The sequence below is a fragment of the Thalassotalea sp. PP2-459 genome, assembly GCF_001913705.1.
In the GTDB taxonomy this organism is placed as follows: domain Bacteria; phylum Pseudomonadota; class Gammaproteobacteria; order Enterobacterales; family Alteromonadaceae; genus Thalassotalea_C; species Thalassotalea_C hakodatensis.
The window spans coordinates 202,546-218,960 of record NZ_MKQD01000034.1 but is presented as its reverse complement, the minus strand read 5'-3'; the positions used below and the strand labels follow the sequence as shown (position 1 = coordinate 218,960).

Genomic DNA, 16,415 nt, shown 5'->3' with positions numbered 1-16,415 from the left:
ATGACATTAACCTCTGCTTCACTTAGAAACCCAACAGCTGTTGTTGTAGCTGTGTTACTGATAGCTTTATTTGGCGCCATCAGTTTATTTAAATTACCAATACAATTAACACCAGAAATTAGTCAGCCACAGATTGTTATTTCTACCAGCTGGCGAGCAGCTGCGCCAGAAGAAATAGAAGCTGAGATCATTGAGCGCCAAGAAGACGTATTAAAAGGCTTACAAGGGCTAGAGTTGCTTGAATCAAGCTCCAATCAAAGCCAAGGTAGTATTACCCTACGTTACAAAACGGGTATCAACTTAGAGCGTGCGTTAATTGATGTCATGAATGCGCTTAATCAAGTGCCCTTTTATCCGCCAGATGCTAATGAGCCTACGATTGCTGTAGGTGGCGCAAGTACTTTCGAAGCGATTGCTTGGTTTGCGGTAAAACCTACCGATGGTAATACCCGTGATATTGTCTCGTACCAAGATTATGTTGAAGAAATCATACAAACACGTTTAGAACGCGTAGAAGGTATTTCTCAAACGAATGCCTTTGGCGGCTTGCCAACAGAGTTACGCATCACTTTTGATCCCTATAAAGCGGCGAATTTAGGACTTAACATTCCAGAGATTGCCTCAACACTAACAAACAACAGTGATACATCAGGCGGTTTTAATGATATTGGCCGCCGTAAATACACATTACGCTTTTCAGGTAAGTACGGTGTAGAACAACTACAAAATATGGTATTAGATTGGCGCGATGGCCAGCCTATCTTATTAAAAGATGTTGCTGATGTGGCATTAACGCTATCAGATCGCACCGGTATTCTCACACTTGACGGTGAACCTGCTATTGCCATGAATGCGCAAGTTGAGCAAGGCGTAAATGTTATTCAGGTCATGGATGGCTTGCAAGCTGCCATGAAAGAACTTAACGAAGGGCCATTAAAGCGAGCAAATTTAGAATTAATCCAAATGTATGATGAAACCATCTACATTGGCCGCTCAATGAGTTTGGTAAAGAACAATTTATTACTCGGTATTTTCTTAGCTGTTATCGTGTTGTGGTGGTTCTTACGTAAGTTCAGAGCAACATTAATTGTTGCTATTGCTATTCCTATCTCGTTAATTGTTACTCTTGTGGTCATGTATAGTGCAGGTCGCACATTAAACATTATTTCAATGGCAGGTTTGGCGTTTGCTGTTGGTATGGTACTTGACGCCGCAATAGTCGTACTGGAAAATATCGTACGACTGCGTGAAAAAGGGGAAGATGCGCACCAAGCGTCTTTTAAAGGCACCACCCAAGTGTGGGGAGCGTTAATGTCGTCAACGGCAACGACTGTGGCGATTTTCTTACCTATCGTTTTTTTAGAAGAAGTGTCCGGCCAACTGTTCGCAGATCTCGCTATTACTATTGCTGTGGCCATAGTAGCGTCACTCTTAATTGCCGTAACGGTATTACCCACCGCCGCACGCCGACTTCTAAAAGAAGTAAATTCTGACGACCCCCATGAGCGATGGTGGCAAGACATTACCCAAACGATCATGAACATTACTTCAACCCCCAAAAAGCGCTATGCGTGGGTGTTTGGTTTAATGTTATTTTCATTTGCTGGCAGCTACTTACTTTTCCCGAAAGTGGATTACTTACCTAAAGGTAATCAAAACTCTTTCAATGCCTTTTTACTACCACCACCTGGGCAAAGTTATGCTGCGGCTCGTGAAGAAATGAGCGATGAAATCAACCGCCGCTTAATGCCTTATTTGACCGGTGAAAAAACACCTAAAATTGAACATTCATGGCTTGGATTTTTTGGTAACTTTGGCTTTATGGGTGGGCGTGCTGCTGAATCTGATAGCATTAAAGACATCATTAATATCATCAATGGCGAAGTACTTGCTGGTTTTCCAGATACTATTGCTTTTGCTTCTCAAGAAGAGTTATTTGGCAACCTAGGCGGGGGGCGCCGTATTGATATTGATATTCAAGGCAATGAAGTAGACGAACTACTCAACGCTGCTCGTGTTGGTTTTGGTGCCGTGAGTCAAGCACTTCCCGGCGCTCAGATACAACCAACACCAGGCTTGTCATTAGCAGAGCCCGAACTTCGTATGCTACCCAATGAACGAAGAGTAGCTGAAGCGGGTTGGACACGTCAGCAAGTTGCTTCTATTTCACGAGCATTAGGCACTGGTATGTATGTGGGTGATTACTTTAATGGTCAAAAGCGTCTTGATGTTTTTCTGCGTTCTACTGACTGGGATTCTCCTGAAGAACTCGCGGGCATTCCACTATACACGCCAGAAGCAGGTATTCAGCCTGTAGGCGAATTAGTCGAAATAGTAAGAACCGCAGGGCCAAGTTCTATTCGCCGTGTTGATCGCAGACGTACTATTACTTTACAAGTAACGCCGCCAGATAACATTAGCTTGGAAGAAGCTATCGCGATGATAAAAACGAATGCTGAACCTGCAATTATGGCGCAACTGTCGCAAGATGGCGCCGTTAGCTATCGAGGTTCAGCAGAAGCTCTTACCGAAGCGCTGTCAAGCATGAGTCAAAGCTTTTTGTTGGCACTGGCAATTCTATACTTATTGATGTCAGCGCTGTTCAGATCGTTTAAAGACAGCTTATTAGTAGTACTGACCATCCCTCTTGCCACGGTTGGTGGCATTGCATTATTACAAATAACCAATCTATTTATCTTTCAGCCATTAGATTTATTAACCATGATTGGCTTTGTTATCTTACTTGGCCTCGTAGTAAACAACGCGATTTTATTAGTCTATCAAACACGTATAGGTGAAGGAGAAGGATTGTCTCGACATGATGCTGTTCAACAAGCCGTTAGATTACGTTTACGACCAATATTAATGAGCACACTCACGAGTATATGTGGCATGTTACCATTGCTGATGATCCCCGGCGCTGGTGCAGAACTTTATCGAGGTATAGCTGCGGTTATTGTTGGTGGAATGTGTGTAAGCACCGTCTTCACGCTTATATTCTTGCCAAGCTTATTACAAATGGGTAAAGCAAGTGAAACTCAATTAGCACCAGAGCTAGGTGCTGTGAGTAAATAACCGCTTTAATAAACACGGTGTTGTATAAGCTTCAACCTGGGTTAATTGCTGTTCAGCATGTTTCAAAAAAGTCGCCTTTTGTGGCGACTTTTTTGCTTTTGCAATAAACCAAAGCGCGTTGATTAATGCACAATAAGGGATGTATGTATTAACAAGCTGTGAAGACAATCTTTTACCCGAGCATTGCTGATATGTTTGTAGCATTGTAGAAACCGCGTTGTCATTTAATTGGTTGATCGCAATGCACATAGCAATATCAAACTCAGCATCGGTAAAAATACTACACTCGAAATCAATCAACCAATGTCTGTAAGTATCATCGACTAATACATTGCTAAAGTTAGCATCTCCATGGCAAATCACCGGCGTAATGCTACGTTCAATAGCAGGTAGTTGCGCTATAACATGATTAACATCATTTAAATGTGCAGAGTTAAAATGACAATCAGCTTTTAATGAGGATAATAGTGCCAAGATATCAAAAGGCTCTACCATGTTACTAGCAGGCAATTGATGCAACTGAGCTACCAAGGAAACCGTTTGCTCTACTGCTGATGATAACTGTGATGGTTGCTTTAATAATATGCTTTGCAGGGTTTCCCCTTGAACAAAGTCAGTGACAAGGTACTCTTCAGATGAATAGATCACCATAGGTGCAAGGCCATATTGCATTGCAAGTCTGGCAATTGCAACTTCACCTCTAGCTGCTTGCTCTGCACCGCTAAACCATTTTACAAAGTATTGAGCAGTTACTTGTTGCTGAGGATCAAAGGTAGTTACTTTTACGTTATTACTGCTTAAACCTTGGTCGAGAAAGTCAATATCGCATGAAAGCGAGGCAAAACAGCTTAACTGTTTAATATCAGCGAGCACTTCCTTTTTATCGATATCAACATTCTTCATCGTTAACGTGAAGAAGGTATAGAGTCACGCTCAAGAGCGTTATCATTCATATTCATACGCTTAGACCATTGAATGTAACCATAAATAGCCATGAAGACATACAATACAAAAAGTACCGCTGTTGGCGTTAATTGTTTTTCGATATATAAATAAATGGATACCGCATCAATCGCAATCCAATAAATCCAATTTTCTAATACTTTTTTTGCCACCAAGTAGGTCGAAAATACCGCAAACACCGTGGTAGCCGCGTCAATATACGGAAAATGCGTGGGTGTATAGTTTGCCATCACCCAGCCAACCAATAAAGATAACGCACTTAACAGCACAATCGCTTTTGCATGCCAACTCATTGGCCATTGTTGAATGGCCAGCGCTTTCTTACCCACCACGTTATTCCAACAATACCAACCGTAAATGGCCATCGCAAAGTAATACACTTGTAATAGGCCGTCCATCCATAAGTACACATCATAAAATATTACGGTGTAAATTACGGTACTTATTAATGCAGCTGGCCAGCACCAAATATTTTCTTTAGCCGCAAGTACCACGTACAATAACGCGGTAAATACGGCAATTAATTCCCAAAAAGGTAAGGTAGTGTAATACTCAACAATGGCTTGCATTAGCTTTCTGCTTCCACTTGTGAACGATCGCCGCCAATAAATTTACAAACAAATACTGCAGCGTCTACCGTTTCATGCACATGTTTAATTTCAGCCATTACCGTTTGTACGGCTAAATCGTACTCACCAAAGACCTGAGTGCTCATACCATTGGTTACAACCTTTAAACCATCAACAGCTCTTAATTTATGAATAAAAGCCCATATTTCAGGTTTAAACTTTTCTTGTGCTAATGGATAAAGACTAATTTCAATTGAAATATCCATAAAGTCTCCTTCTATAGGTTATCGTGTTTAAAATTGGTAATCTAAGGTTACACCAAATACCGCGGGTTCACCGAGTTGATAATATGCTTTTGGCGTATAACCGTCACGTGGATCATTTCCAAAATAAAAGCCACGTGTTTCGTAGGTTTTATCGAATACATTACGCACCCATAGTTTTGCTTGCCAATTTGGCTGTACATAACGAATTGCACCATGCAATAACGCAACATTCTGTGATTTTTGATCATGGCTATCAGAAAAATAGAAACTGTCTTTGCCATCAACGCTCACATTGACATGCCATTGTTCACTAGGATAATAATTAACGCCGAAGCTAAACTGATAATTTGGCGCATGCGCTTGTTCTCGACCTGTTTCAATGCTGCCATCTTCATATGAAAAGCCTTGATATTCAGTTTCTAGTAAACCCGCACTACCATAAATATTCACGGTATCTAATACATCCCACGAGAACTCTGCTTCTACACCGTAGTTTTTGCCGCTGGCTGCATTCGTCCAATAACTGATAAACTCTGCGCTACCGTCGCTGCGTTCATCTAGGTGATAGCTGCTGATCTGTATATCATCGCGATCCATATAAAAGACTGCAGTACGCACAAAAGCTTTGTCATTTAAAAATGACGTTTTATAGCCAAGTTCGTAATTCCATAAAAATTCTGGTTCAAAACTACGCAAATGTTCTGACAAGCTGCCATCGCTATTCACACTACCTGCTTTAAAACCACGATTAATGGATGCATAAGTCATAGACCTTGAATCAATTTGATAAGCAAGTACTAACTTACCACCTAACACTGAATCACTTGGAGAAAAAGCAACATTGTCACTATTATGATATTGTGTTTTACGCTGTTCAAAGCGTAAACCAGAGGTAAGTGACCACTTATCGTTTAATTGACTGTCTAATTGTCCGTATACGGCATAGTTATCAGCGTCGAAGCTTGAGGTAAAATCACCAGTTAAGTAAGTGTATTCTCGGGTTAATGCTTCTTGATCATTTTTTACGTATAAACCAAACACCCAATCTGAATGACCGAATAGCTTTGCACTGTCTTTTGATACAAAACGTATTTCGGCGGTGGTGTTTTCTCGTTCACGGAAGTAATAATCCTTAGATACATATGACCCAGGATGAATATCAGCATAGCTCCAATCTTCGTCAAATCCATATGCTAAATCAGAATTTGCATGAGTGACAATCGTTAACATATCCATGTTATCAAAACCACTGTATGTAAACTTACTGCTCACTGCGCGTGTTTTTTGTTGATCAAAACCTGGTTCATCAGACAACGTGGTACGATTATTATCCAATGAAAACGCATCATAGCCATTGTCAAAATCTGCATACAGTACAGTTAAGTCAACTTGTAAGTTATCTGTTGCAGTAATCGCTAACTTACCTCGTAAGGTCAATTCATCACGGTTATTTGTGTCATCAACACCTAAATATTGATTCTCCATGTATCCATCACTGATATTCTTTTCAGCCACAAATCGATAATTAACCGAATCTGAAGCCGGGCCTGATAACATTAAAGATGTACCGTATGTACCATAGTTACCGATACTTGCGCGTACCGCACCTTCAAAATCGTCGCTCGGCGCGTTAGATGTCATATAAATTAGACCTGCAAGCGCGTTTGCACCAAATCTTGTCCCTTGTGGGCCACGGAAAAACTCTACTTGTTCCATATCAAAGGTAGATGAAATACTGGCAATACCTGCTAAATCAATATCATCAACCAACACACCTACTGACTGGTTTATCGGCTCTTTAAATTGACTTCGTTCACCAATACCACGAATTTGATAATAACGTGCTCGTTGAGAGCCACTCGCAAAATTAACATTCGCTACGGCACCAATAATATCTTCTAGGTTTTGTGCATGACGATTACTGATGTCTTGTGTTGATAAAATAGATAACGAAGCGGGCGTTTTCTGTAAATTTCTCGCTCGGTAGTCCCCATGAACTGTCAACACTTCAACATCTGAAACTTGGTTTTCTGACAATTGATTTTCAATTTTTTGCTCACTAGCAATAACACTATGGGCAAAAAATAAGGAGGTAATAGCAAGTGATATTTGTGATAACTTCATTCAACTCTCGACTTAGCCGGAAAGGAGGAAGCAATTGAGATGAAATATACAGCAGAGTGCATAAAGGTCATTCAATTAACCATCCCTACATCGGCATTATCCGCATCAGGTAATAAGGGTAAATTCTCTCAGCAAATGCTCGTAAAAGCATTGCACCCCTTGGCTTGGCGGCGATACTAACAAGTTATAACAAAAAGTACAGTATTAAATAGTCACTTCGACATAGGTAAAGTTATATAACGCTGTAATCAACTGATTTTACTCTACTAAAAAAGGTGGTGTTTTTTTATTATCAGTAGGGAAGTAGAATCGGGCTGGCGGTGGTAACAAAACGCTAAGGTGCACACGATATAATCCTGTGCACCTTATGTGTAACTACATTTGACTACGTAACTTAGAAATATCACGTTGAACATCTGCATTTTTCACGGCGATATTATCTAAAACTAATTTAGCTTTATCGTGATCACCCTTGCGAATTAACACTTCAGCATAAGCTAATTGAGTTTTAACATCAGTGCTGCCAGCATTTACCGCTTGCTTCAAAATGTCTTCGCTTTTCTCATCTTGTAACGCATGTAATATAACGCCATACGTTTCCAAAACGGGTAAGTAATCAGACTTAACGTCATACGCTTTTGAAATATATTGCTTCGCTTTAGCTAGATTATTTTGCGTATAATGGGCCCACGCCAGATTATTTAAGATAATTAAATTATCTGGTGATTCTTGCAAAGCTAATTCATATTGATCGATTTTCTTATCAGCGCTGTTTTCAGTATATAAACTCGCTAATAACATGCGCATTTTCACATTTGGCTCTGTTGCTAAATGTTTTTCAAGCACGGTTTCCGCTTCTTTCTGTTTACCGGTAAATCGTAACGCCCTCGCTAAATAGATTGCATTTTGCGCACTATTTTCTAACGAATAGGCTTCAGAAAAGTGTTCCACCGCCGCTTCATAATCTTTCTCAAGTACTGCTACTTGCCCGGCAATGGCATTAATAAACGGGTGTTCAACACCTTTATCGGCTAATTTAGTTAAATATTTTTTACTGCCTCGTTCATTTTTGTTACGTGCCTCATAATAAGCAATCAACATTTCTATTCTTGTATTGCCAGGAAACACTTGATAAGCATCTTCTGCCGCTTGTAAGGCAAGATCAAACGATTGCTCTATTTCTAAGACGCCTATATAGCGTAAATGCAAGATAAAGTTCTTTGGAAACTGTTCAATTGCTTTAGAAAACGTAGCTTTCGCAGCAGATAAGTTCTTATTTTGAAGATAACTATCACCTAATATGATCCAATAAGCATCGGGTAAATCATCTCTGTTTTCAATATTCGTTAACGTTTCAATGGCTTTTGGTAAATCATTATTAAGGCGATAATTTTGCGCTAATCCTAACATTAAATTAATGTTGTCTTTTTCTTCTGTTATTAGCCTTTCTAAAAAAGTGATCGATTCAGCAGAGTTGTTTTGCCCTTGTTGCAATAAACTATATCGGTTCAGCCCTCCTAAGTGACTAGGAGACAATACGATTAACTTTTCGTATAACGTTTTTGCTTTAGCAACATCGTCTTTTTCATTTAACCTTGCAAGGTTGTATAACGCGGAAATATTCTCTGGTTCTAACGTTAATACTGTTTCGAAGTCTTCTTTAGCGTCATTAGTAGCGCCTTTTTTAGTATTAATAATACCTTGCAGTAAATGACCTGTTGATTTTTTATCGGTACTTGCGATCCATTCCGTTGCAATTGATTGTGCTTTTTCAACTTGATCAAAACGTAAATATTGTAAAGCTAATGAAAATTCAACATCGGCTAATGATGGATCTATGCTCAAAGCTTGCTCTAAAGAGCTTAACCCTGAAACATCTTGCTGAGATAACAACATTGCCCCTTTCTGTGCTGCCACATTCGCATTTTCAGGATCTAGTTGTTGTGCTTTTTCTAATAAATCTTTAGCGGTATTAAAATCATTAGAATCAACCAGAGCGGCACTTGTTTCTTGTAAAAAAGCGACATCAGCCTCCGTTAAACCTTCCATTAAATTAAAGGTTTCGGCCGCTTCATCGGTATATCCTAACTTCACACGTACAATTGCTAATAATTTTTGTACGGGATGTGTTAACGGCAATGCATCTTCTACCATTTTTAAGTTGGCATATGACTGTTCAATTTCATTTAATTGATAAGCGCTCACCCCAGCAATCATACGCGCCACTGCAAATTCTAAACTACCTTTGTTCGCCTCTTCAGCATGAAATAAAGCATCACGATAGTTTTGCTTATGATATTCGATTTGCGATTTATATTGATGTGCCAACGATAAACTTTTGAAACGTGACATCACTTTATCTAATAGCGGCTCAGCTTCGGTAAATTTTTCAGCGTGTAATAATGAGTTAATTTGAAAAAGTAAAACGGGATAATCTTCTGGAACCATTTTTACGTGTTTTGCAAAAGTATCATTAGCGTCTGAGAAGTTCTTTTGGGCAAAGTAAGTATGACCTAATATAACCAGTGCTTCCGCATCTTTTGGCGACTTTTCTAATAATGCTTTGGTGATTTGTTCACTTTCAGCATATGATTTTTCTACATAAGATAAGTACGCCTTTGATAGCTGACCAAAACGACTTTCTGGTGCAATAGAGATTGCTTGGCCTAGTAAGTCTTGGCCAGTCGCTAAATCGTTTTCATCTAAAGCCGCAGTGCCCGCATAATAAAGCACCCCTTGATAGGTTTCATCACTCATGTTGCTGTTATTGTCGATAAGTAATTGCAACCCGGTATGATCTTCTAGCTTACCTCTGGCAAGTGCTAAGTTCACCACCACACTGTCATCACTTGCCCCAAGTTCGAGTGCTCTTTCTAATTCCTTTTCAGCATTAGCGTATGCACCTTGTTTAACGTAGGCTAGGCCTAAGTGCGTTCTGGCCGCAACACTTTTAGGCTCGACCCTTACCGCGTTTTTAAATTGTACAATAGCCTCAGCAGTATTTGCGTTCTCAATCGATTTTTCACCCATCTGGATGTATTCTTGCGAAGATTTATCACCGCATGCTGATAAACCTAGTGCAACTGCTACCGCAATAGAAAGGGTTAATTTTTTATTATTATTCATGATCGTTCCTTCAATACTAGATTTTATTTAACAACTCAGTGGTTTTCGTTTTTTGTGCTTCTGTTACTGGTTTTACTTTTAATAGTACAGATTTCGCTTCATTCTTACGGCTATTTTCAAGTAAGTGTTCAACGTAATTTAACGAAATGTCTACGTCTTGTCCTTTAGATAAATCATAAGCTTCTTTCGATTTATTTAGCGCTTCACGCTTATCACCAGATGCCCACAATACTTTTGCATATGTGTCGGCAATATTAGGCACATTGGGTGCGAGTTCATATGCTTTCTTCGCATAAGTTTCCGCTTTATCTAGTTGGTTATTTTCTAATGACAACCACGCCAAATTATTTAACGCGACGACGTTTAAAGGTTGCTTACTCACTAACTGCTCATATTGAGCAATAGCTTTTGAACTGCTTTGTTTCACATAATAATTGGCAAGCAGATTACGTGCGGGTAAATCATTTTCATGAGTTTCTAAGTGTTTTTCTAGCCCAGCTATCGCCTTTTCTTGATCACCAGAGCGACTTCGAGCAATTGCAAGTAATACCGCATTTTGACTACTTGGATAACCTTTATAGTACTTTGTTAACCCTTTTACCGCCTCAGGTAATTTATTGTCAAGCAGTGCAATACGTCCGTGAATGCCGGCAAGCAAGTTTTCATTTAATGCGTCAGTATCCATCTCATTCAACAACCTTTTAGCCAGTGCTGCATCACGATTATCGAGTAACAATTGCATTTTAACTAATTGAACATTCGTATTATTTTCGTGAGGGCCAGCTAATGCATTATTGATAACCGTTAATGCGCGACCAGCATCTTTTGCTTTCACATAATAATCAGCTAATAAAAACACCGGTTCAACATGATAAGGGTTTGCCGTTATCCACTTATCTAGGGTTGCTTTTATTTTCGCGCCTTTTTTCAACTTGTGATATGCAAAAATTTGTAACTGCCACACTTTTTTCGGTGTTTTAAAATCAAGCGTTAGCTTATCTGCAACGTTTAAAAGGGCTTGTATGTCGTCGGCATCAAGCAACGCTTGCATGTATAACGGGGCATAAGTATTTTTATTTTCAGCGGCTTCAAATGCCATTTTTATTGCGGCTAACGCTTCTGCATTTCGTTTTAATGCATAATTGTTATGTAAAGCTTTCAGGTTATTTGGGTGTTCTTGAATAGCTTGTTGCGCGATTTTTTCTGCGTCGGCTTTTTTATCAAGCTTCATTAACACTGACGTTATTTCAGTTAATGCGAATGCATTATTTGGCACAACGTCTAAGCTTTTTTTCAACATATCATGTGCTTGTTCAAATTCATTTTGGCGTATATGAACAGCTGCTAACATGTTATAGCCATCAGCTTTTTCAGGATTTTTTTCTTGCCATTGCCTTGCAATATCGGCGGCTTCTTCATAGTTTTCACGATCTAAAGCAACGTAAGCCAGTGCTAATTCAGCGCCAATTAAATCCGGGTTTTTCTCAAGGGCGGTTTTTAAATCATCAACACCTGAGAAATCGTCCATCAATAGTTTTAACAACCCTTTACGGCCAGACGACTTAGCAGAAGAAAGTTCAGAATCAGCTACTCGTTGAGCAATAATTTTAGCTTCTTCTTTTGCCCCCATACTAAATAAGCTAAAACTAAGCGAGGATAAGAATTCCTGATCTTTTTCAGAAACAGGTGTATAGCCCTGTAAAGAATCAGTAATATTTTCAATAGCACCTAAATGAAACTGGCTAACCGCGTACATTTTACGGGCCGAATGCTCAGGAATTAACTGATGAACAATAGCCCCTAAATGTAAGTTGGCCTGTTCATATTTTGCTAAATAAAAAGCACTTGCGCCAGCAACTAAGCGTAAATGAGGCTTCATATATTGGCTATTGAGGCCAACCTCAGCATATTTTAAAGCTTCTTCATAATCTTTTTCAGCAAAGCGAACTAGCGATTTAACATAGTTGGCTACAGGCTGTTGAGACATTGCCGATAAAATTAAATCTGCATACCTTTCTGCTTCTAGGTATCTATCGGTTTTCACTAACGTGTCGGCGAGTAATAAGTAAACTAATTTTGATTGTGGTTGCAATGCTAAATATTGTTCAAAATGTTGAGCAGCGGTTTCATAATCAGCTTTTGCTATCGCAATTTGCCCTTGCAACATCACCGCTTCTGGAATGTCAGCTGTTAAATTTAAACTTTTATTCACTAATGCAGAGGCTCTATCGAGCTCTTCATCTAACATTGCTACATACGCATTAGCTAAGATGGCATAAGGGTTAGCAGGTAAACGTTTATCAGCTTCTTTTGCTGCTTGTTTCGCTAAATCAGGCTGTTGTGTTTTAATTAGCGCTAAAGTTTTATATGACAAATATTCAACTTGCTGTTCATCTGGAAGTGCTGTTGATGCTTCGGATAAGCCAATCACACCCTCGTTATCATCAGCAATAAGGTATGCTCTGGCTAACGATGGCACTAAATCTCGCCCGGTAAATTTCAAAGATTGTGCTTTTTCTAATTCTTTTATTGCGCCAGCACTTTCACCTTGCGACAAGTAAAGCTTACCTAAGCTAAACCTTGCTTGTGGGTTTTTCATGTCTAATTGAATGGCATTTTTTAGCGCTATTTCAGTTTCTTTTAATTTATTTTCCGACTGATATTGTTTTGCTTGCGCAAGATGATCTTCAACAGTAAGGGTTTCACCACAGCCAGCCAGTGCGACCATAACGGCTAATGATATTGCTGCTTTTTTATTTAACATGAGAATTCCCTCTTTCGTTCTATTTATTTTTATATTGTGTACTTGGCGTCTAACAGCGAAGGTAGCCTGTTGATAATTTACTCTATTTGTATAGCAATTACCGTAAAACTGCTAGTCTAAACCTTTTTTAATTTTGCTTTAATGTCATTACTTAACTTATAGAAAAGCTCACATTACGTGAGCTTTATTATGGTTAACCGCGAGTATTAAGCAGCGGAATATTGACCTCTAATTTACTGTAACAGGTATGGTCTGTTACGAGAATGAGCACATCAGCCCACGCTTCAATATCAGCAATGCTATCTTTTCTAGGGCAGTCCCACTTAGGAACAAACGGGTCATGGTAACAAACGTCAACACCGGCTTTATTAAAGCAGTCTAAAATAGCGTCAGCGGGTGTTTCTCTACAATCATCAACATTCGCCTTATACGCGACACCTAAAATACCAATACGTTTTCCCTTAACGGCAGAAAGCATTTCTAACGCTTTTTCACCAATCACATAAGGTCTTTCATCATTGATCTTTCTTGCTAATCGAACAAAATCACCTGATTTAGTGTTTTCAACTAAGAACCATGGATCGATCGGTATACAATGACCACCCACTCCAGGCCCTGGTGTTAAAACATTCACACGCGGATGGCGATTTGCCAGTTTTATCACTTCGTACACATTTACATCTAATTCTTCAGCAATTTGTGCAAGTTCGTTCGCAAAGGCAATGCCCACATCTCTTGAGGTATTTTCAACTAATTTAACGCATTCGGCTGTTGTCAGGTCAGTTAAGAATACTTCACCATTCACAAAACTCTGGTAAATGCGTTTTACTTTTTGTTGCGCTTCACTGCTTGATGCACCAATGATTCGATCATTGTTAACTAACTCATGCAATGTTTGGCCAGGTATTGCGCGTTCAGGGCAGTGCACTACATCAATTTGCAATCCCGCATCAGCAAAGCGTTGCTCAACCGCTAAACTGGTTTGCGGCGAAATAGTAGATTCAACAATAACCGTTTGACCATCTTTGGCTACCTTTGCAATGGCGTCAGCAGCACTGAACACATAGCTACGATCACAAGCATTGTCTTTGTGGGGAGTGGGTACTGCCACTAAGTATGTATCAGAAGAAGGAATAGACGTTGATGCTTTTAAAAAACCTTGTTCTACGACTTTCTTAATCAGTTCAGGCATGCCTACTTCATCAAACGGACATTCACCACGATTAATTGAATCTACTTTGTCTTGGCTTAAATCAATACCGGTTACCGAGTATCCAGCTTGTGCGATTAAACTCGCAATGGGTAAGCCCATATAGCCCATACCGACAACAGCAAGTGTTTCATTCTTAGCAACAATCTTCTCTTGCAAGTCGACTTGTTCAGTACCGGTAATAATATCTAGAATCGTTTCGGCTACATGGCCATCGCCAAAAGGGTTTTCCCAAGAAAAATCACCTTTTGCTAACCATTTTTCTGCTGCTGCTAATGCTTTATCGCCATCTAAACCGACTAATACATTAGCGCCAACTTCAATTGACTCTGGTCGTTCTGTATTTTCACGTAAGGTAATACATGGCACGCCTAATAAACAGGCTTCTTCTTGTATACCGCCTGAATCGGTAAGAATTAATAGTGCATGTTTTTGTAATTGAATAAAGTCTAAATAACCAATAGGTGGTAATAGTTTTAAGTAACTTGGAACTTCAATGCTAAATTCTTTTAACTTGGCCTGCGTTCTAGGATGAATAGGCCATACGATAGGTTGGCTATATTTAGCGTGTAGCTTATCAAATAAAGCGAGTAGCGCTTGTAAACTTGCAGGTGTGTCAACATTAGATGCACGATGAGCGGTAACTAAAAAATAGTTTTTATCGGTAACACCTAGGTCGGCTAAAATCTTACTTTTTTCCGCTGAAATTTCTAAATGTTGAAATAGTGAATCTGAAACCGTGTTACCCACAGTGAAAATATTGTCAGCATTAATCCCCTCTTTAGACAATATCTTATGTTGATTAGGCCCAACTGCGAATAAATAATCACTGATGTGATCCGTCATGATACGGTTGGTTTCTTCAGGCATGGTACGATCATAACTACGTAAGCCTGCTTCAATATGTCCGACTTTAATACCTAATTTTGATGCCGCTAAGGCACCAGCAAGAACCGTATTGGTGTCACCTTGTACAAGAACAACATCTGGCTTTTCATCCAGTAAAATCGGTTCCATTTTAATTAAAATATTACCGGTTTGATTACTATGTAAACCAGAACCTACACCTAAATTGTAATTGGGCTGTGGTAAGTTCAACTCTTTAAAAAAGATGCTATCCATTTCTTCTGAATAATGCTGGTTTGAATGAATAATAAAGTAAGCCACACCACGCTTTTGACACTCACGAATTACTGGTGCCATTTTGATAATTTCTGGGCGTGTCCCAACAACAATCCCTACTTTCATGCTTCAATCCTTACTAATAAGCTTATCTTTGACTTAAAAATGTTATTTAACATTGTTTAGATACCAAGGCATCGCTTCTAAGATGCCCTGTTGAATTTTATACCCTGGCGCATAGCCTAATTTCGTTGCTGCTTTTGATATATCAGCTTGCGAATGTCTTACATCACCAGCACGAAAGTCTCGATATTCTGGCGCTTGCTCTACATTCACCCCGTTATCGATTAACGCGGTTTTAATTGATGCAAATAAATCATTTAATGTAGTGCGGTCACCTACAGCAACATTATACACTTCATTTTTCGCATCTTTCGCTGCCGTTGCTGCTAAGATGTTCATTTGCACCGTATTTTCAATGTAACAAAAATCACGGCTGGTTAAACCATCGCCGTTAATAAATACTTGCTCGTTTTTAATCATCGCAGCCGTCCACTTGGGGATCACCGCTGCATAGGCACCGTCTGGGTCTTGACGCTTTCCAAAGACATTAAAATAACGCAAACCTATGCAGTTAAAATCATAGGTTCTCGCATACACACTTGCGTATAACTCGTTAACATACTTAGTCACAGCATAAGGAGACAATGGGTTTCCGATATTTTCTTCAACCTTCGGTAATGCTGGGTGGTCGCCATAGGTAGAACTACTGGCTGCATAAACAAAACTAGTGACCGAATGCTGTTTCGCGGCTTCGAGCATATTGAGAAAGCCGGTAATATTAGCTGCGTTAGTAGTAATAGGGTCAGCAATGGACCGAGGCACTGAACCTAATGCCGCTTGATGTAAAACATAATCAACGCTATTGGCAGCATTTTGGCATGTTTCAAAATCTCGAATATCACCCTTAATAAAGTGAAAGTTTTGCCATTGCTCACTGCTAACGCTTTGTTGGACTTCGTCTAAGTTTTTCTGATAACCGGTGGCAAAATTATCTAACCCGATCACTTTCTGGTTCAGTTTTAATAACGCTTCTAATAAATTAGAGCCAATAAACCCTGCAACACCGGTAACTAGCCAGGTTTTAGGACTGGCTAATAATTGCGTTTTTACTGTTTCAAATGATGACACTGTTT

The 16,415-nt window shown here is 39.5% G+C and carries 9 protein-coding genes and 1 riboswitch; of the genes, 1 reads left to right on the top strand and 8 read right to left on the bottom strand.

The genetic code is table 11. The annotated features are described in order from the left end of the window. Positions 1 to 3,075, top strand: coding sequence for an efflux RND transporter permease subunit (locus BI291_RS07165; protein ID WP_074497713.1), 3,075 nt, complete (start codon positions 1 to 3; stop codon positions 3,073 to 3,075). Here BI291_RS07165 and BI291_RS07160 read toward each other — a convergent pair. The 8 genes from BI291_RS07160 to BI291_RS07125 form a co-directional block, all read right to left on the bottom strand. Then, on the bottom strand, positions 3,055 to 3,978 hold the full coding sequence (locus BI291_RS07160; RefSeq protein ID WP_074497711.1) for a phosphotransferase: 924 nt from the start codon (positions 3,976 to 3,978) through the stop codon (positions 3,055 to 3,057). The two genes, BI291_RS07165 and BI291_RS07160, sit on opposite strands and share 21 nt — an antisense overlap. A gap of 2 nt (positions 3,979 to 3,980) precedes the next feature. Then, on the bottom strand, positions 3,981 to 4,607 hold the full coding sequence (pnuC, locus tag BI291_RS07155; protein ID WP_074497708.1) for a nicotinamide riboside transporter PnuC: 627 nt from the start codon (positions 4,605 to 4,607) through the stop codon (positions 3,981 to 3,983). After that, positions 4,607 to 4,873, bottom strand: a complete 267-nt coding sequence (locus BI291_RS07150) for a hypothetical protein (protein ID WP_074497706.1) — start codon at positions 4,871 to 4,873, stop codon at positions 4,607 to 4,609. Before BI291_RS07150 ends, pnuC begins: the two co-directional genes overlap by 1 nt. Positions 4,874 to 4,900: 27 nt before the next feature. Further along, complete coding sequence (locus BI291_RS07145) at positions 4,901 to 6,997, bottom strand: TonB-dependent receptor (RefSeq protein ID WP_074497704.1); 2,097 nt, start codon at positions 6,995 to 6,997, stop codon at positions 4,901 to 4,903. A gap of 65 nt (positions 6,998 to 7,062) precedes the next feature. Further along, positions 7,063 to 7,167: riboswitch (TPP riboswitch) on the bottom strand. Positions 7,168 to 7,372: 205 nt separating this feature from the next. After that, positions 7,373 to 10,123, bottom strand: a complete 2,751-nt coding sequence (prsT, locus tag BI291_RS07140; RefSeq protein WP_074497701.1) for an XrtA/PEP-CTERM system TPR-repeat protein PrsT — start codon at positions 10,121 to 10,123, stop codon at positions 7,373 to 7,375. Between the two features lie 16 nt (positions 10,124 to 10,139). Further along, a complete protein-coding gene (gene prsT, locus BI291_RS07135; RefSeq protein WP_074497698.1) occupies positions 10,140 to 12,887 on the bottom strand; it encodes an XrtA/PEP-CTERM system TPR-repeat protein PrsT in 2,748 nt (915 codons plus the stop codon). 193 nt (positions 12,888 to 13,080) lie between these two features. Then, positions 13,081 to 15,345 (bottom strand): non-hydrolyzing UDP-N-acetylglucosamine 2-epimerase, encoded by a 2,265-nt coding sequence (gene wecB / locus BI291_RS07130; protein ID WP_074497695.1) that lies wholly within the window; start codon positions 15,343 to 15,345, stop codon positions 13,081 to 13,083. 42 nt (positions 15,346 to 15,387) lie between these two features. Next, entirely contained in the window at positions 15,388 to 16,410 is a 1,023-nt protein-coding gene (locus BI291_RS07125) for an NAD-dependent epimerase/dehydratase family protein (RefSeq protein ID WP_074497693.1), read from the bottom strand. Positions 16,411 to 16,415: the final 5 nt, after the last annotated feature.

Coding starts and splice junctions, on each gene's coding strand:
- BI291_RS07165 (WP_074497713.1), top strand. CDS start 1: ATGACATTAACCTCTGCTTCACTTAGAAACCCAACAGCTGTTGTTGTA.
- BI291_RS07160 (WP_074497711.1), bottom strand. CDS start 3,978: ATGAAGAATGTTGATATCGATAAAAAGGAAGTGCTCGCTGATATTAAA.
- pnuC (WP_074497708.1), bottom strand. CDS start 4,607: ATGCAAGCCATTGTTGAGTATTACACTACCTTACCTTTTTGGGAATTA.
- BI291_RS07150 (WP_074497706.1), bottom strand. CDS start 4,873: ATGGATATTTCAATTGAAATTAGTCTTTATCCATTAGCACAAGAAAAG.
- BI291_RS07145 (WP_074497704.1), bottom strand. CDS start 6,997: ATGAAGTTATCACAAATATCACTTGCTATTACCTCCTTATTTTTTGCC.
- prsT (WP_074497701.1), bottom strand. CDS start 10,123: ATGAATAATAATAAAAAATTAACCCTTTCTATTGCGGTAGCAGTTGCA.
- prsT (WP_074497698.1), bottom strand. CDS start 12,887: ATGTTAAATAAAAAAGCAGCAATATCATTAGCCGTTATGGTCGCACTG.
- wecB (WP_074497695.1), bottom strand. CDS start 15,345: ATGAAAGTAGGGATTGTTGTTGGGACACGCCCAGAAATTATCAAAATG.